19 protein-coding genes are annotated in these 17,748 nt (G+C 33.3%); 17 read left to right on the top strand and 2 right to left on the bottom strand.

What is annotated here, in order from left to right; genetic code table 11:
- Window positions 1-57: 57 nt before the first annotated feature.
- Window positions 58-309, bottom strand: coding sequence for a hypothetical protein (locus V5E38_RS12690; RefSeq protein WP_097974601.1), 252 nt, complete (start codon window positions 307-309; stop codon window positions 58-60).
- Window positions 310-387: 78 nt separating this feature from the next.
- Window positions 388-1,227 carry a pyrroline-5-carboxylate reductase family protein gene (gene proC / locus V5E38_RS12685; RefSeq protein ID WP_499210290.1) on the bottom strand — a complete coding sequence of 280 codons (840 nt, stop codon included), beginning with the start codon at window positions 1,225-1,227 and terminating at the stop codon, window positions 388-390.
- A 262-nt stretch (window positions 1,228-1,489) separates the two neighbouring features.
- Here proC and V5E38_RS12680 point away from each other — a divergent pair, with 262 nt between their 5' ends.
- The 17 genes from V5E38_RS12680 to V5E38_RS12600 all read left to right on the top strand — a co-directional run bounded on the left by V5E38_RS12680 (window position 1,490) and on the right by V5E38_RS12600 (window position 17,685).
- Window positions 1,490-2,470 (top strand): MBL fold metallo-hydrolase, encoded by a 981-nt coding sequence (locus V5E38_RS12680; RefSeq protein ID WP_499210289.1) that lies wholly within the window; start codon window positions 1,490-1,492, stop codon window positions 2,468-2,470.
- Between the two features lie 15 nt (window positions 2,471-2,485).
- Window positions 2,486-3,274 carry an SDR family NAD(P)-dependent oxidoreductase gene (locus tag V5E38_RS12675; protein ID WP_499210288.1) on the top strand — a complete coding sequence of 263 codons (789 nt, stop codon included), beginning with the start codon at window positions 2,486-2,488 and terminating at the stop codon, window positions 3,272-3,274.
- A 126-nt stretch (window positions 3,275-3,400) separates the two neighbouring features.
- Complete coding sequence (locus tag V5E38_RS12670) at window positions 3,401-3,706, top strand: immunity protein CdiI family protein (protein WP_499213574.1); 306 nt, start codon at window positions 3,401-3,403, stop codon at window positions 3,704-3,706.
- Window positions 3,707-4,089: 383 nt separating this feature from the next.
- A complete protein-coding gene (locus V5E38_RS12665) occupies window positions 4,090-5,418 on the top strand; it encodes a PLP-dependent aminotransferase family protein (RefSeq protein ID WP_499210287.1) in 1,329 nt (442 codons plus the stop codon).
- Window positions 5,419-5,483: 65 nt separating this feature from the next.
- A complete protein-coding gene (locus V5E38_RS12660; protein ID WP_499213573.1) occupies window positions 5,484-6,113 on the top strand; it encodes a CoA transferase subunit A in 630 nt (209 codons plus the stop codon).
- Window positions 6,095-6,772, top strand: a complete 678-nt coding sequence (locus tag V5E38_RS12655; protein ID WP_387327491.1) for a 3-oxoacid CoA-transferase subunit B — start codon at window positions 6,095-6,097, stop codon at window positions 6,770-6,772. Before V5E38_RS12660 ends, V5E38_RS12655 begins: the two co-directional genes overlap by 19 nt.
- A 6-nt stretch (window positions 6,773-6,778) precedes the next feature.
- Window positions 6,779-8,047: a zinc-binding metallopeptidase family protein gene (locus tag V5E38_RS12650; protein WP_499210286.1), complete on the top strand. Its 1,269-nt coding sequence runs from the start codon at window positions 6,779-6,781 to the stop codon at window positions 8,045-8,047.
- A gap of 346 nt (window positions 8,048-8,393) precedes the next feature.
- On the top strand, window positions 8,394-9,131 hold the full coding sequence (locus V5E38_RS12645; protein ID WP_499210285.1) for a polysaccharide deacetylase family protein: 738 nt from the start codon (window positions 8,394-8,396) through the stop codon (window positions 9,129-9,131).
- Window positions 9,132-9,350: 219 nt separating this feature from the next.
- A complete protein-coding gene (locus V5E38_RS12640) occupies window positions 9,351-9,830 on the top strand; it encodes a PH domain-containing protein (RefSeq protein ID WP_097974616.1) in 480 nt (159 codons plus the stop codon).
- Window positions 9,823-11,238 carry a PH domain-containing protein gene (locus tag V5E38_RS12635; RefSeq protein ID WP_499210284.1) on the top strand — a complete coding sequence of 472 codons (1,416 nt, stop codon included), beginning with the start codon at window positions 9,823-9,825 and terminating at the stop codon, window positions 11,236-11,238. The genes V5E38_RS12640 and V5E38_RS12635 overlap by 8 nt, the downstream gene beginning before the upstream one ends.
- A gap of 108 nt (window positions 11,239-11,346) precedes the next feature.
- Window positions 11,347-12,783: an FAD-binding protein gene (locus V5E38_RS12630; RefSeq protein ID WP_499210283.1), complete on the top strand. Its 1,437-nt coding sequence runs from the start codon at window positions 11,347-11,349 to the stop codon at window positions 12,781-12,783.
- A gap of 4 nt (window positions 12,784-12,787) precedes the next feature.
- Window positions 12,788-13,330: an MFS transporter gene (locus V5E38_RS12625; protein WP_499210282.1), complete on the top strand. Its 543-nt coding sequence runs from the start codon at window positions 12,788-12,790 to the stop codon at window positions 13,328-13,330.
- A gap of 288 nt (window positions 13,331-13,618) precedes the next feature.
- A complete protein-coding gene (locus tag V5E38_RS12620) occupies window positions 13,619-13,798 on the top strand; it encodes a hypothetical protein (protein ID WP_097974623.1) in 180 nt (59 codons plus the stop codon).
- Between the two features lie 158 nt (window positions 13,799-13,956).
- Window positions 13,957-15,468, top strand: coding sequence for an MDR family MFS transporter (locus V5E38_RS12615; protein WP_499210281.1), 1,512 nt, complete (start codon window positions 13,957-13,959; stop codon window positions 15,466-15,468).
- An 89-nt stretch (window positions 15,469-15,557) separates the two neighbouring features.
- Window positions 15,558-16,184, top strand: a complete 627-nt coding sequence (locus tag V5E38_RS12610; protein WP_499210280.1) for a class I SAM-dependent methyltransferase — start codon at window positions 15,558-15,560, stop codon at window positions 16,182-16,184.
- A 169-nt stretch (window positions 16,185-16,353) separates the two neighbouring features.
- Window positions 16,354-16,776 carry an RrF2 family transcriptional regulator gene (locus tag V5E38_RS12605; RefSeq protein WP_084006839.1) on the top strand — a complete coding sequence of 141 codons (423 nt, stop codon included), beginning with the start codon at window positions 16,354-16,356 and terminating at the stop codon, window positions 16,774-16,776.
- Between the two features lie 201 nt (window positions 16,777-16,977).
- Window positions 16,978-17,685, top strand: a complete 708-nt coding sequence (locus V5E38_RS12600; RefSeq protein ID WP_387327519.1) for a nitroreductase family protein — start codon at window positions 16,978-16,980, stop codon at window positions 17,683-17,685.
- Window positions 17,686-17,748 lie beyond the last annotated feature (63 nt).

Raw genomic sequence — 17,748 nt, 5'->3', positions numbered from 1 at the left:
TTAATTTGATTTGTAATTTTTGATGCTAGTTTGATAGGCTTGGACTTAGTTAAACCCTTAATTTAGCTTTTTATGTACTTCATGATTTGATTCTTTATTTTTCTTTAATGAATCGAATTTTAATAGTAGGAGAGTTGATACTTTTTGAGGGTAGCTAAGTGGTTTGCCTTTTGCTTCTACCATTGAATTACCAACAACATAACTGATTGTTAGAAAGCCAACAATTAAAACTAGTGTAACGATTAAAGCAATTGTGATGAGAATACGCTTAATACTTGCTCGTAATACTCTACTGTTTGTTATTTTCATCAGAAAACTCTCCCCCTTAGGACAACACAGTTACCTGTATCATTTTATTACCTAAAGAAGAGAGTCATGACAAGCTGATTAAATTTTATTAATTTTTTCATACTCCTCTTGAATCTCACGTGATCGGACAGTTGCTTCAATAAAGCAATTTAAAAATGAATTAGCAACTTCACGGTCTTCAAGAACAGATATTCCAGCTTGAGTAGTGCCATTTGGGCTAGTAACTTTCTTCCTCAATGTTAATGGAGATTTATTCGTTTCTTGAAGCATTGAAATCGAACCCATTAAAGTTTGTTGAATAAATGGCTTGGCAATATCACGATGGATCCCTAGTGCCATTGCAGCTCGTTCAAATTGTTCGATGACATAATATATATAGGCTGGACCACTACCAAATAATCCAGTCATAGCATGTAATTCGTCTTCTTCAACTTTAGCGACAATACCGACACGCTCAAATAATTTTTTTGCTGTTTGCACTTTTTCATAAGGAACTTCATCTGGATAAGCAAGTGCTGTAGCAGATTTTCTTACGAGTGAAGACGTAGTTGGCATTGCTCGAACAATATTCAGATTTTCATTTCCTAATAACTGTTTAAGTGTACTAATTGTAACACCTGCTACTAATGAAATAATTAATTGTTTTTCATTGAAAAAACTTTTAATTTGATCAAGAGCGATTGTAACATCTTTAGGCTTCATCGCTAAAAAAACTACACTTGAACCAGAGATTGCTAGCTGACGGTTAGTAGTAGCTAATACACCATATTTTGTATGTAAACTATCTAAACGTTCTAAATCACCCCTATTAGTGATTGCAATTTGATCACTCTCAATATACCCACTATCAATTAATCCTGCAATTAATGCTTCTGCGATACTACCTGCACCAATAAACGCAACTTTTCCTAGAAACATTACATTCACCTCTCCTCTATTGTAATAGATATTTATATTAGAGAAATAAAAGCTATATTCCTAGTTACTTTTATATCATTTTTTAAAAATATTTTTAACTAATTTTTAGATGCAGGCAAAATACCTTTATCGATCCCCGTGTTCAAAGTACTTTCTAGGTTCTGGTATTATATTAATGTAAAATTCTAATCATCTTTGTTTGTATTTTTTTAAATGTATATTAGAATTAACTGTAAGAAGATTCAGATAAGGAGGAATTAACATGATCCCTGAAGATAAGATTCACCAAATTACACTCCCGGTACCTTATGCAATGAATACAGTAAATGTTTTTTTAGTTGAAGGAGATTTATTGACTTTAATTGATACAGGAACGAATACGCCAGATACATTAGATGTACTTAAAAGTGAATTAGATAAAATAGGGTATAAAGTAGAAGATATTGAACAGGTCATTTTAACTCATCATCATCCAGACCATGCAGGATTATTAGAAGAGTTCAATGAAGATGTGAAGATTTTAGGCCATGAACGAAATATTCCGTATTTAACTCAGGAACAATCATTCCTAAATTACTATAATGAGTACTTTATTGAAAATGCACTATTATACGGTGTACCACAAGAATATGTACAAAGAATGCCACGTACAACAGAGAAAATGCCATATACTAGTATTCGTTCTTTAACTCATACGATAGATGAAGGCGATCAAATTGATAGTATTTTTGGGTTGAAAGTATTGTACACACCTGGTCATGCAACTTCTCACATTTCTTTATTCAGTGAGGATGATGGCATTGCATTCGGTGGAGATTTATTATTAGATAAGGTTTCTTCAAACCCAATTATTGAGCCACCATTAAATGGTGAAACCGAACGTGTAAAACCATTATTACAATACAATCACTCTTTAAAAAGAATAGCGGAACTTCCGATTACAAAATTATATACTGGTCATGGTGAACCAGTTACAGATATTAAAGGGTTAGTAAAAAGTAGATTAGAAAAGCAAAAAGCTAGATCTGAAAAAGTATATGAAATGATAAAAAAACAACCGTTAACTGCATATGAAGTTTGCCAAATGTTATTTCCAAAGGTTTATCAAAAACAACTTTCACTTACTTTGTCTGAAACAATTGGTCAATTAGACTACCTGGAAAACTTAGGTTTTATTAGTTTAAATGAACGAAATGATGGTATACTTGAGTATAAAACGAATGAGCATTCAGTCAGTCAATAATAGAGGTGGAAATTTTTGAGGTTAAGTAACCAAACGGTAGTAATAACAGGTGCTTCGAGTGGTCTTGGGAAAGATTTAGCTTTAACTGCAGCAAAACAAGGCGCTAATATCGTCTTAATTGCTAGAAGAGAAACAGAGCTAAAAAACTTAAAGGCAAAAATACAAGAAGATTTTCCAGTTAAATGTCATTATTTTGTTGTAGATGTGACAGATGAAAATGCAGTATACGATGCATTTCATCAAATCGAAGAGCAATTTGATGGAATCGATGTTTTAATAAATAATGCAGGGTATGGTCTATTTCAAACAGTTGAACAAATGTCACTTCAAGATATGAAGCAAATGTTTGATGTCAACGTATTTGGAGTCATGATATGTTCAAAGCTTGCCCTTACGTCTATGAAGCTAAAAGGGAAGGGTCATATTATTAATATCGCTTCTTTAGCCGGTAAGATTGCAACTTCAAAGGCTGCAGCATATGCAGGTTCTAAGCATGCAGTGCTAGGATTCAGCAATGCTTTAAGACAAGAAGTTGAAAAAGACGGAATCTATATTACGAATATAAATCCAGGTCCGATGGATACACCGTTTTTTGAGATAGCAGATGAGTCAGGATCATACGCAAAATCTGTTCGGAGAATGATGTTAGACCCTGAAAAAGTTGCTTCGAAAGTTATTTCTTTAATTGGAAAAAATGTTCATGAAATCGATCTACCTTCATGGATGGGATTTGGAGCAAAAGTTTATTCAGTATTCCCTAAAGTAAGTTACTATTTAATGATGAAATTCGGAAATAAAAAATAACAGAAGCTGTTCATTTAGACTGCTTAGGTGATACTAAAAAGAGCTAAGAGAGGAATCTTCTCGAAGCTTTTTTTAATGTCAAAGAATCGAATATAAAAGAAATATTGCAATTAAAGATTAAAGGGGATTTTTATTATTTATAAAAATAAATGTAGTCATGATGAATTATATCGAGTAGAAGCAGATTTTGCTGATCCCATTTGGTGTGCAAAGTGTAATTGGAATTTTGATATTGATGACCTCCACATATCTGAAGAGTTATCTAGAGAAATAATATCATGGGTACTTGAATATCAAAATTCAGTAGATTTATTTAAGGCACCTTCACTACAAAAAGTTAAGAAAATTAAACATAATCAAATGGGAGCATTATTGGCAAAAAAAGTTCAATTCGAGTTAGATGTTCCTGTAATTTTTAATCCTTTAACCTAAAAGTTATTAATAGCTTCGTTGTAAACTAATTCGTTTGCTAAATACATAAAGGAAAGTTAAAACCACATTTTTGTGGTTTCAGTGTGTAGACAAAGTACTAAAAACCTGACTTTCAGACTGATTGCAAGCGCTTGTCTTTCGAGGCGCGAAGCCTGGTGAGGAGCGGAGTTACCCTAGACGTAATGAGCACCGCGCAGGCAGGTGAAGCAACGAAGAAAGCGAGCGTTTGTCAACAGTCTGAGACCACATTTTTGTGGTCTTTTTAAGTTGTAATCAACATAATTTCATTCGACGTAAACCCTATTGTTTTTCATTAGTCTAACTTCATGCTCTTTCAACTATATATATAGTAATGAGATCTAAGTGAAAGATGGTGGGATAGTATGACTAAAAGGGATTATTTAATAAAACCACTTGTAGGTGATAGTTATCCAACAATTGATCGAGGAGAAACTATCTACCTATGGGACAAGCAAGGAAAGAAATATATTGATGGTTCTTCGGGTGCAGTTGCTGCAAGTATTGGTCATGGTGTGAAGGAAATAATTGATGAAATGGTAAAACAGGCCTCTAAAGTGGCGTTTGTTTATAGATCACAGTTTACGAGTGAGGCGGCAGAACAATTAGCTGAAAAAATAGCTCAGCTAGCACCTGGAGATTTAAATTGGAGTTTTTTTGTTAATAGTGGTACTGAAGCAACTGAAACGGCTATGAAAATGGCAATACAGCATTTTCAAGAAAGAGGAATTCATTCGAAAACGAAGATTATATCAAGGAGCATGAGCTATCATGGCATCACCATCGGATCCTTATCTATGTCAGGGCATCCTTTAAGGAGGAAACGTTTTACTAGTTTACTAGAGGATTATCCAATGGTTGAAGCGCCGTATTGCAAAAGGTGCCCATTTGAATTAGAGCCTGGAAATTGTGGTTTACTTTGTGCGACCGCACTTGACCGTACAATTCAGAAATTAGGTTCTGAAAATGTAGCAGCCTTTATAGCTGAACCTATTGTTGGTGCGGCAGGAGCTGCGTTAACTCCTCCAAAAGGATATTATGAAAAAATTAAAGAAATTTGTGATAAACATGATGTGTTACTTATTGCGGACGAAGTAATGACGGGAATAGGTAGAACTGGGGAAATGTTCGGAATGAACCATTGGAATTGTGTGCCCGATTTATTAGTCCTTGGTAAGGGATTAGCTGCTGGTTATACGCCAATTGCTGTAGCAGTCGCAAGTGATCGTGTAATGCAACCAATATTAGAAGGCAGTCGACTTGTTATGAGTGGACATACGTTTAGTGCGAATCCTCTCTCTGCAAGTATAGCTTTAGCGGTTTTAAACTATGTCGAAAAAAATGGATTAGTACAAAATTCTAAAATACAAGGTGAGAAGATTAAATTAAAACTAAAGGAATGGCAGAAAGAGTATCCTTTTCTATTCGATGTCAGGGGAGAAGGACTACTGATCGGAATAGAAATAAATGAAGATTTCTTTGAATGTAAAAGTGTAACAAATCGTGTAATTGAGATTGCTAAAAATCATGGATTATTACTGTATCCATCTGTTAGTGGTCCATATGGAAGATCTGAAAATAGTTTCTTGCTTTCTCCACCTTTAGTCATTACTGTTGCGCAAGTAAATGAATTGCTAACTTTATTGAAGGAAGTATTTAATGAGCTAAATCAAGAAGCAAAGGAGATCGAATAATGGCAATCAATACTTTCGGAAAAATCATTAGTATTGAAGAAGCTTTGCTTTATTTTAAAGATGATATGGTGTTAATGTTCGGTGGGTTTGGAGGAATCGGTAACCCACCAACATTAATAAGGAGCATTTTAGAGAAAGGTGTGAAAGATCTTACTCTAATTGGAAATGATACGGGGTTTCCTGATGTTGGGATTGGCCAATTAGTGACGGCTAAAAGAGTAAAAAAAATGATTACAACACATATCGGATCAAATCCGAATGCTGGAAAGCAAATGACAGATGGTACGTTAGAAATAGAGTTCAGTCCTCAAGGTACATTTATCGAACGGATCCGAGCGGGTGGAGTTGGATTAGGTGGCGTTTTAGTGGATATTGGGATTGATAGTGTAATAGATATTGATAAACAGAGAGTGAATGTATTAGGGAAAGAGTATTTAGTTGAAACTCCTCTTATTTCAGATGTTTCAATTGTATATGCGAAGAAAGCAGACCCTTTTGGGAATTTAGTTTTTGATAAGAGTGCTCGCAATACGAATCCTTATGTAGCAATGGCCGGAAAAATCACAATTGCGGAAGTTGATGAAATTGTTCCATTAGGAGCATTAGAACCTGAAGAAATTATCGTGCCTGGCGCTTTCGTAAACCACATCGTTCAATCGGAAGGGGTGAATTGGAAGTGGGTTTGGGAAAAATAAATCCTAGGGAAATGATGGCAAAACGTGCAGCAAAAGAAGTAAAAAGCGGTATGATTGTGAATCTTGGGATTGGAATTCCTTCACTGATCCCAAATTACTTACCAGATGATTGCCAAGTAATGTTCCATGCAGAAAATGGCGTATTAGGTTTAGGGCCTACTCCGCAAAAAGGTGAGGAAGATGAGAATTTATGTAATGCTGCAGGATTACCTGTAACATTAATTCCAGGTTCAAGTTATTTTGATAGTAGCATAGCCTTTGCGATTATTCGAAAAGGTTTATTAGATTTAACAGTACTAGGTGCCCTCGAAGTCAGTAAAAATGGGGATTTAGCAAATTGGATTGTCCCTGGTAAAAGAGTGCCAGGAATTGGTGGAGCAATGGACTTAGCTCAAAAATCAAAAAAAGTAATTGTTTTAATGAACCATACTAATAAAAATGGTGACCCAAAAATAGTCTCTGAATGTACACTCCCTCTTACATCTCCAAATTGCGTAGATTTAATCATTACTGAAATGGCCGTAATTGAAGTTAAAAAAGAAAATGGAGAGCTTTGGTTAAATGAAGTAATGTCCCCATATTTAGTCAGCGATGTGATTGAGAAAACTGGTGCTCCACTATTTGTGAACCCAAATGTTATTGTTCATCGTTGGGAGTGATCAAGATTGGATTTGAAAGTTAAAATTAATGACTACATTCATAAAAATAAGAACAAGGCAATTGAATTACTTCAAAATCTTGTTCGTGAAAAAAGTGTTTCAGGAAATGAAGCTGCTGCACAAAAAATTGTCTCAAATTATTTACAAAATCTAGGATTAGTGATTGATCGTTTTGAGCCGTCAATTGAGGAATTAACAAAATCATCTTATTTTATTTCAGAACGAACTTCATTTGAAGATAGTCCGAATATCGTTGCAATTTTTAAGGGAACAGGTAATGGTAGATCGATTATATTAAATGGACATATTGATGTGGTTCCTGAGGGTGAACTAAGTAGTTGGGAGCGCCATCCGTATAGTGGTGCAATCGTTGGGAATCGCTTATATGGTAGGGGAACAACAGATATGAAGGGCGGAAATGTTGCTGCATTATTTGCGATTGAAGCAATAAAAAAATGTAATATTCCTCTTAAAGGCGACATCTATTTTGAAAGTGTTATTGAGGAAGAAAGCGGAGGGGCAGGTACGCTAGCAACGATATTACGAGGATACGAAGCTGATGCTGTCCTTATTCCAGAACCAACTAAAATGAAAATTTTTCCGAAACAGCAAGGTAGTGTTTGGTTTCGAATAAAAGTAAAAGGTAAAGTCGCCCACGGTGGAACAAGGTATGAAGGTATTAGTGCAATTGAAAAAAGTATAATGGTTATTAATCATATAAATCAATTAGAAAAAGTTCGAAATACAAGATTACTAGATGATCCACTATACAAAAATGTGCCAATTCCAATTCCAATTAATATCGGAAAAATAAATGGAGGTACTTGGCCCTCCTCTGTCTCGGATCTAGTTACTCTTGAGGGAAGGCTAGGTGTTTCACCAAATGAAACAATCGAAGAAGCTAAACTTGAAATAACGAGGTGGCTTAAAACACTCTCATTAATTGATGATTGGTTTATTGAAAATCCGGTAGAGCTTGAATTTTTTGGAGCAAGATGGTTACCAGGTAGTATTGATCTTGAGCATCCATTTATGGAATCTCTAAAGAAATCATATCAATATGTTTATAAAAATGAACCAATTATTGAAGCCTCTCCATGGGGTACGGACGGCGGTTTATTTACACAAATAAAACAAATACCTACTATTGTGTTTGGACCAGGAGAAACGAAGGTTGCACATTATCCAAATGAATACATTGATCTAGATGAATTGTTTCGTTGTACGGAGGTAATTGCTTACACTTTACTAGATTGGTGTGGAGTAGATGAATAATGGAGTATTTTATCAAAACAAGTCTCAAAATATTTTCAAGGAAATAATATGAGCTTTTATATTAAATATTATGTAAATAATCGACGAAATCAAGTACTAGATTAAAGTGGATGATCTGGCGAAAAATAGCAATACAATGTTGTGGGCTAAGTACTGCAATGATCAAGATGTTGGCGTTATAACAATAAAGGGTAGAGGACTCGGTTATTTACGAGTCTTTTTTATTTTGTAAGAGAATTTATAATACAAGGCAATGAAATTGGAACACTAATAGAAAAAAGATAAAGTGAGGATTTATATGCGAAAGATAACTTTATTTTTTCTATGTTTATTTTTGTGGATACAGTTGCCAGAAAAAACACATGCTACAGATAAAATTCCAATTTTAATTTATCATTCCATTGATGAGTTTACTGGTCACGGAGTAAGAGACTTGTTTGTCTCACCAGAGAATTTTGAAAAACAAATGATTTATTTACGTGATCATGGATTTACACTTTTAACTTTTGAACAATGGGGAGACCGTAATAACGTAAAGAAACCTGTATTTATTACAATTGATGACGGTTATAAAAATAACTTAAATGTGTTAAAAATCTTTCAAAAATTGAAATCGGATACCTTTACACCAAGAGCAACTATCTTTGCGATATCCGACTATATTGGATGGCCGGATCGTCTTTCTAGCACGGATTTAAAAAAGATGTCTGATACAGGGAGGTTTTCAATCCAATCACACACTGCAACCCATCTAGATTTAAGGAAGATAGATGATTATCAGCATGAGTTGAAAGATTCCAAAGATAAGATCCAATCAATCACTGGAAAACCTGTGATAGCTCTCTCTTATCCTTATGGTTATCATAATGATAAAGTAATTGAGGAAACAAAAAAGTACTATAAATTTGCAGTAGCGACAGATCCGAAATATTATCTAGAAAAGGGTACAAAGAATGAAGTCTATCTTTTACCTAGAATCTATATTAAGTATGACACTACGATGGATGAATTTGCTAAGATTGTAGAAGGACAGGCTAAAGTAATTGTAAATTTTAGAGAATCTGAGACTATTTATTACGATTGAAATAAGGTTACTCATAAGTCTTAGTACGTTCGACTTTATGAGTTAACCTTTTTTTATTGATTATTAAAGATATTTGCTTAGTTAGAAGATTATTTTTTCATCAATCATGGGGAAAATTACCTTTTTTTAACTTTGTCGATAAATAGGAGGTTTGTGAATAGTTTGTCTCATGGTATGATATAGTAAGTGATAGATTAATGAGATAGAAAAGGTGATTAAATGAGAGCAAATCCATCACAAAGACCATCATCTAAAATGAGGTCAGTATGGAGAATTACATCACTACTTAGCAGTATCTCTTTAGTTGCTTTACCAATTATCTATTATTTTCTTATGAGATATTTTTCACTTCCCTTCTTTATTTTAATGATTATTATAGGTATCGTTATAGCGTTAATTATTTTTTTAACTTTATTTTTACCTACACTTAAATTGAAATATACCGCATATGAGATTTATGAAAATGAGTTAGAAATTCAAAAAGGAATATTTGTTATTAAGCGAATTGTTATTCCTATGGTCAGAGTTCAACACGTTACGACAGAAGTAGGACCAATACTGCGTCGATACGGTTTATCTACAGTGAATATTTCCACGGCTGCTACCACACATGAAATTGAAGGCTTAGAACACCATGTCGCAGAAAAGCTTAGAGATAAAATTATCTACTTAGCAAGGATAAGTGATGACGATGTATGAGCCAAAAAGACAACATCCAGCTTATATACTTACCGTATTTTTAGAGCAAATTAAAAACGTACTAATACCACTTATTATACTTTTAGTTTCAGGTGGTAAAGGTTCATTGTTTCAATATTTGTTTGCTGCTGTTCTGATTGTTTTTCCAGTTGCTTCAGCAATCATAAAATGGTATCGATTTACCTACTATATAACTGAAGATGAATTTAGAATTCGTTCGGGATTATTTGTAATCGAAAATACATTTATTCAAAAAGAACGTATTCAGTCATTTTCAATTAATGCTGGATTTATTCAACAGTTTTTTAATGTGGTGAGCGTACGAATTGAAACAGCTGGTGGGAAAAAAGCTGAAGGTATATTAAATGCGATACCTAAGGAAGTGGCACTTTCATTAAAAAATGAAGTATTAAACTCTAAAAAGAAAAAAGTAGGTTTGGTTGTAGCTGAGGAAAATAGTGTACAAGCAGTACCTTTAGTAGATATAAGTTTAACAATTGAAACAAGAAAACTTTTTTTAGCTGGAATCACTTCCTTTGAAGTTGGACTAGCTTTTGCCGTTTTAGCATCTTTATTTTCACAAATCGAGGATTTACTTCCACATAGTATTTATGTGGCAATATATAATCAAATACAAACATTCACTTACATGATGTTTTTTATTGTATTTTTAGGTAGTTTATTACTTTCCCTAATTTTTTCAACCATTCGATACATATTGAAATTTGCAAACTTTACTGTCCAAAGAATAGATGATCGAATTATTATTACAAGAGGATTATTCGAAAAAAATGAATTTACGGTTTCGTTAAAACGAATTCAAGGAGTAGTTATAAAAGAAGGGATCATTCGTCAATTATTCGGCTATTCTACAGTTTACGTCGAAGCTGTTGGAATGGGGGATAAGCAGGAACAAGGTAGACATGTTCTACATCCATTTATTAAAACGAAGGATGTCCAGTTATTCCTAAAAAATTTTATTCCTTCTATTAACTATGATGAAATATCAAACCGAGCACCAAAAAGAGCTCGAAAAACGTATTATTCAAGAATGATTATTACTTTTCTTCTAATAGCAAGTGGAATTGTATTACTTCCATTTGTCCATTTCTGGGCTTATGGCATTGTTTTAATTGGTCTATTTATTGGGGAATTAGGATTTAGAAACGCAGGCTATACATTATTAGATCGAACTGTGATCATTCAGTCTGGTTATTTCTCAAGAACAACCGCGATTTTACCAAAAGAGCGAATACAAGTATTGATCGGTGAACAAAGTTTCCTTCAAAAAAGAGTAAAACTAAAATCTATCTACATTACGATTCTTTCAAGCCAATTTGGTCGTACTTATCAGGTAAGACATTTAGATGAAAAAGACGTAAATCAAATGATTGGTTGGTTTAGTTAATATCGTATTGAACAAGTACAGATTGTTAAAAGAAGACGTGTATACATTAGTGTAAGCACGTCTTTTTCTAACGCTTAAATTTATTTTTTCAATTAGGAGGAAAAGAACTTGGGGAAAAGAATATTTGTAGGAATACTCCTCTTAACCGTGTTTGTGACAGTCTTACATACGCTGTGGAATAAACCTGCACCATTAAAGCATGGAGTGATTGATGATGTTGGCCATCTTCTTCCTACTAAAATTGATCGTATTGTCAAAGGAAAGGAAGTAGATCAATTAAAGAAAATTGTAATTGAAGCAAAAAAACAAGGGAAGACAGTTTCAATTGCAGGTGAGCGACATAGTCAAGGAGGTCATACATATTATAAAGATGGTGTGGTGATTGATTTAAAAACATTTAATAAGGTTGAAAAAGTGGATCCTGTTCAAAAGACAATTATTGTTCAAAGTGGTGCTACATGGGGAGATATACAAAAAGCGATTAATCCTTATCATCTTGCATTGAAGGTAACTCAGTCACAAGAGATATTCTCAGTAGGTGGTTCATTAAGTGTGAACGCACATGGTCGTGACATTCGGAATCACTCATTAGCTAGTACTGTTAATTGGTTTACATTATTAACACCAGAAGGGAAGGTAATTAAAGTAAGCCGCACCGAGAATAAAGAATTATTCCCGTATGTATTAGGTGGATATGGATTGTTTGGAATTATTTTAGAAGTAGAGTTTCAACTAACTAATAATGAATTATATCGAGTAGAAACAAAAACGATGGACTATAAGAAGTATCCAAATTATTTTAACAAGAACGTTTTAAAAAACCAAAATGCAAGAATGCATATTGCTAGGATTTCTGTAGCACCAGATGGCTTTTTAGATAAGGTTTATGCAATTAATTATATGGCAACTTCCCATAAAATGACCGATGCAGATCAAGAGCTGAAGCAAGATTATTCCGCTTTTTTACCGAAGTTTGCACTAGGTATGTCCAGAACTTCGGACATTGGTAAAAATCTATTTTGGGATTTTCAATATCGCTTTATTCACTCCCTAAATGGAAACTATGAAACTCGCAATAATGTCATGCGTTCTGAAAGTAAGTTTATGGAATTCGATGATCGTCAAGATACACAAGTTTTACAGGAATTTTTTGTACCTGTAAATGAATTTGTTCGTTACATTGATGATGTTAGAGAATATTTACAATATGAAAATTTAAATATATTAAATATTACGATTCGATACGTTGAAAAAGATGATGAAACAGTCATGAATTATGCGAAAGATGATATGTTTGCTTTCGTTGTTTTGATTCAACACGGTAAAGATAAAGATTCTGTTCAATATGCAAAAGAAGTCATTCAAAAGTGGACTGATCTAACTCTAGAGCATCGAGGTACTTATTATTTACCTTATTATCCATATCAGTCTAAGCAACAAATGGTTTCAGCATATCCAAAAACGCAAGATTTTTTCAATAAGAAAAGAGAGTTTGATCCAAATAGTGTATTTATGAATACGTTTTATGAAAATTATGGGGAGTAATCCTATGAACCGTTGTTTAATTGCATTACTTAGTATTATTGGATTTAGTAGCTCTTTAGTATTTCCATATTATGTCCTCTTCTTAAGAAATATAGGAGATGCGTATGACATATTTAGTTTATTATATGGACTTTTTTCATTAAGTTTAAGTGTGGTTGTATACTTTGGTGGCCGATTCGTTGACCGGGTTTCACCATTTTTATTAATGATATTCCATTCATTATTTTGCTGTTTATTGTTTTTTTCACTTCCTTTTATCGATAATATAAAGATTGTTTATATTGGGCAAGTTTTATTTGGAGGATTTACTGCGTCATTCAAGATCGCTGAAAAGAAATTATTTATGAACGCTTCATCCGATTTTTATAGGAGTTACTTATTTTGGACTTCTTTTGTAACTGCTATTTGTATTATAGGTGTTGGAACTATACTTGAATCAATTGACATTCAATTTATGTTTCATTTAGCAGCTTGGCTTTTCTTAATAAGTGCACTTGGTCTTTGTTATAAAATGATAAGGAGCATGGGCCAGACTGGTCCTAAGTAATGAAGTTTATTATTTAAATTCAGAGTAACGCAACAATGTTTTGTTTTTATAGGTTGTTTTTGTGCGTAACGTTGTTGTATTCCTTTTTATACAATAAATTTAATGAATATGTACCATGATTTACATATAAAATACTGTTTTTAATAAAAATAAAATAATAAATTTAAATTTATATATTGTTTAAGTAACGAAACAATGTTATATTAACTTTAAATTAATTAAAGTATTTATGGAGACATTCATTACTTTATGTGAAGTTAAATTGTATGGAAGGAATGATTATATATTATGAGACATGAGGAAGCTGTAGGGATTTTTTATGCTGCTTTTGTTATTTTAGGATTAACGATTGGTTTAGGTGTAGGTTATTTTACATCACATTTAGTCGTAGGAGGATTTATTGGTTTTGGAATTGGAATAGGTTTAGGTCTATTAAGTAATGCTATTTTATACATTAATAAAGACTGATTTTTACGGCTGTGCTAATGATTGCCAAAGGATAGCTCTTCATCAGACTAATTGCCTCGAAAGAATAGCGTTTTTCAGTCAGTCAGATACTTAAGTTAGACCATGAATACAGTATTGAAATTAAATTTTATGCTTGAAATGTTAAAGGAGAGATGTTCATGCAAAAAAGGGAAACAAAACTGGTTCCTGTTATGATTGCGTTATTGCTTGGGATATTTTTCGCTTCCCTTGATAACACAATCGTTTCTACGGCAATGCCTACAATATTAAAAGATTTAGGTGGCTATGATAAATTTGTTTGGGTAACATCAGCTTACTTAGTTACAGAAATGGCTGGGATGCCAATTTTCGGTAAACTTTCTGATATGTACGGTAGAAAAAGATTTTTTATGTTAGGAATTATTCTATTCATTTTAGGTTCAGTTCTTTGTGGAACAGCGACTTCTATTATTCAGCTTAGTATTTATCGTGCAATCCAAGGTATTGGTGGAAGTGCATTAATGCCAATTGCTTTTTCAATTATTTGGGATGTGTTTCCTGTTGAAAAGCGTGGTAAAATGAGTGGTGTTTTTGGTGCTGTTTTTGGGTTATCAAGTGTTCTTGGACCTTTAATTGGCGCTTATATTACGGATTATATTAACTGGAGATATATTTTCTATATTAATATTCCTTTTGGACTTTTAACACTTGGACTAATTAGTTATTTTTATGTCGAGTCAAAAAACCACACAAAGCAACAAATCGACTGGTGGGGTGCAACAACATTTGTTATTAGTATCATATGTTTAATGTTTGCACTTGAACTAGGTGGAAAAGAATATGCTTGGGATTCAGTTCAAATTTTAGGTTTATTTGCTGGATTTGCTGTTTTCCTTATTGTCTTTTTATTTATTGAACGTAAAGCAGCTGAGCCGATTATTTCGTTTAGCATGTTTAAATATCGTCTGTTTGCTGCAAGTAACTTTGTTGGCTTATTTTATGGAGCGGCATTCATTGCTGCAACAATTTATATTCCAATCTTTATCCAGTTTGTTCAAGGTGGAACAGCTACGAATTCTGGTTTAGTTTTATTACCAATGATGGTGAGTGTAAGTATTTCTGCCGCATTTGGTGGAACTTTAGCAAATAAAACTAGTTATCGTAATATTATGGTCGGATCAGTTGTGCTTCTGTTAACAGGTATTATTTGCCTAGGTACTTTAACACCTGATACGTCTAAATTCCAAGTGATCGTTTATATGATCATTGTTGGATTTGGTGTAGGGGCGTCGTTCTCAGTTCTTGGTATGTCTGCGATGCATCATTTTGATAATGAAAATCGTGGTTCTGCAAGTTCAACTAACGCATTCCTTCGTGCTTTAGGAATGACAGTTGGTATTACTGTTTTTGGAGTTATTCAACGAAATGTATTTACTGATAAAATTGCTGATGCATTTGCAAAAAGTGGCGCACCTCAGGATTTTTCGAATATTAATCAAGCCTTTACTCCTGAAGCTGCCAAATTGATTCCTGCACCAATATTGACAAAAATTACTGACGTGTTTTCAACATCAATTGCTCATACATTCCTTTGGACATTAGTTCCTGTAGGATTAGCATTGATTTCAATTTTCTTAATGGGTAACGAGCGTTTATCAGATAAAGAAATGGCTAAGAGCAATGCGTCATAAATAGAAATAATAAAGAAAGGCCTTAGGTCTTTCTTTTTTTGAACACAATTGGGTAAGTAGATTGAATGATTTTAAAAGGGGTTTTAGATATGGCAGAAATTTGGGAATCGAGTTTTATAGAAAATCAAATGATGTGGGGATTTGAACCTTCAGACTCCGCAATTTTAACAAAGGACTTTTTCCTTGAAAAGAAAGTTCAGGATGTTTTGATTCCGGGGATCGGATATGGTAGAAACGCAAAAATTTTTACTGACAATGGAATAAACGTAACAGGTATTGAAATATCAAAAACAGCGATTGAATTGGCAAGACAAAATGGAATTAATTTTACTATTTTTCATGGTTCAGTTACCGACATGCCTTTTGATCAAAAGCTTTATGACGGTATATTTTGTTACGCACTTATTCACTTATTGAATAAAGAAGAGAGAGAAAAGTTTATTAAAGATTGCTATAATCAGTTAAATCCGAATGGCTATATGGTATTTACTACAATTTCAAAAGATGCACCAATGTACGGAAAAGGCAAACAGCTAGATAAAGATTACTTTGAAATAATGGAAGGGATAAAAATGTTCTTTTATGATTCTAACTCGATCAAGCAAGAATTTGGAGACTATGGATTGATTGAAGTTTCCGAAATTCTTGAACCACATAAGAATATGGAAAGTAAACCACCGTTTAAATTTACGATGGTGAAATGTCAAAAGAAATAATCCTTACAAATCTTATTGTCACTAAAAACTACGAATCATTATTGTGAATTTAGGAAAAGGCGTAGGGCTTTTCTAAATTCACTTAAATTTTACACCCTGTATAACATTAATTTAGATAAGGTTGTCTTTTTCAAAAAATAGTTTAGACTAGTAACTGAGGTGAATGATCTTGAAAGATAAGGTTTCTAGTACAAAGTGGTTTGGACTAGCACTGCAATCTCTACTAGTTTTAGCGGAGCAAGATGGAATTTGTCCAAGCGCAGTATTAGCTCAAAAACTTGAAGCACAATCTACTTTTTTAAGAAAAATTCTTGCTAATTTAGTTAAGGCAGGCATTATTTCAGCTAAAGAAGGACGAGATGGTGGATATTATTTAGCCAGAGGTGCTAATGAAATTACTTTAAAAGATGTATATGATGCGATGAGATCAGATCCATATTCAAAAGGCTTTTTAGATGTAAATAGTAAGGAATGTTTTACACCATCTACACGATCTGCTTTATATGATTTAAAAGATGAGATGGAAAGCTGGCTTGTTGAAGGTCTCGCAAAGAAAACAATTTCAGACTTATTACCAAAGGAAAATGGATAAAATAAAATCGAAACTAGTTTCAGATTGCCTGCCAAACGAGCTCGCAATCAGTTTGAAAATCAAATTATTAGTATGTTTTCTAATTTAGTCGAAACTAAGATGTTTCGATTTTATTTTTTTGTAAACTGTAGTTGACTTTTATACAGTTAAAGTCATATACTGTATTTGTAAAGAATACAGTTAATTAAGGAGAGATTAAATATGTCTAATGTTAAATCTGAAAAAGAAGAGTATTTAAATAAAGTAAACGAAATTGATTTTGGTAAAGAAGCGCCAAAAGAACTTGATAGTACGGATTTCTTCACTGTAGCAAAGGAAAGAAGATCAGTTCGTCACTACGATCCAAGCTTTCAAATGTCTGATGATGAAATTAAGGAGTTACTAGAAATTGCAGTTCAAGCTCCATCTTCTTCTAATTTACAACCATGGAGATTCCTTGTTATTAAGGACCAAGATACTAAACAAAAATTATTACCAATCGCTAATAACCAACAACAAGTTGTGGATGCTTCTGCGGTAATCGCTGTTTTAGGTGATACAGAAGCATACAAAAATGCCGATCGCATTTATGATGAATTAGTTGAAAAAGGTATGATGACTCAGGAAGTGAAAGACTTCTACGTAGGATCAATCGTGAAAAACTACGGTGGTTTACCAGAAGAAATTGCAACAAAAATTGCGATGGTTGATGGTGGATTAGTTTCAATGCAATTTATGCTTGCAGCAAAAGCAAAAGGTTTAGATACAGTTCCAATGGGTGGATTTGACCAAGCGAAATTTGTAGAAGCTTTCAATGTACCAGCAAACTTCAAACCAGTTATGTTAATTTCAGTTGGTAAAGGAATCAAAGCAGGCTTCGAAAAAGTTCGTTTAACTTTAGATGAAGTTGTTGCTTGGGATCAGTACTAATTACTTAGAAGAGTATGTAGAACAGGGATAAGGGAAACCTTTGACCTGTTCTTTTTTTGATTG

The organism is Rossellomorea sp. GAMAL-10_SWC, assembly GCF_049568075.1.
In the GTDB taxonomy this organism is placed as follows: Bacteria; Bacillota; Bacilli; order Bacillales; family Bacillaceae_G; genus Gottfriedia.
The sequence above is the reverse complement of the archived record's forward strand: the minus strand, read 5'-3'. Positions and strand labels throughout refer to the sequence as shown.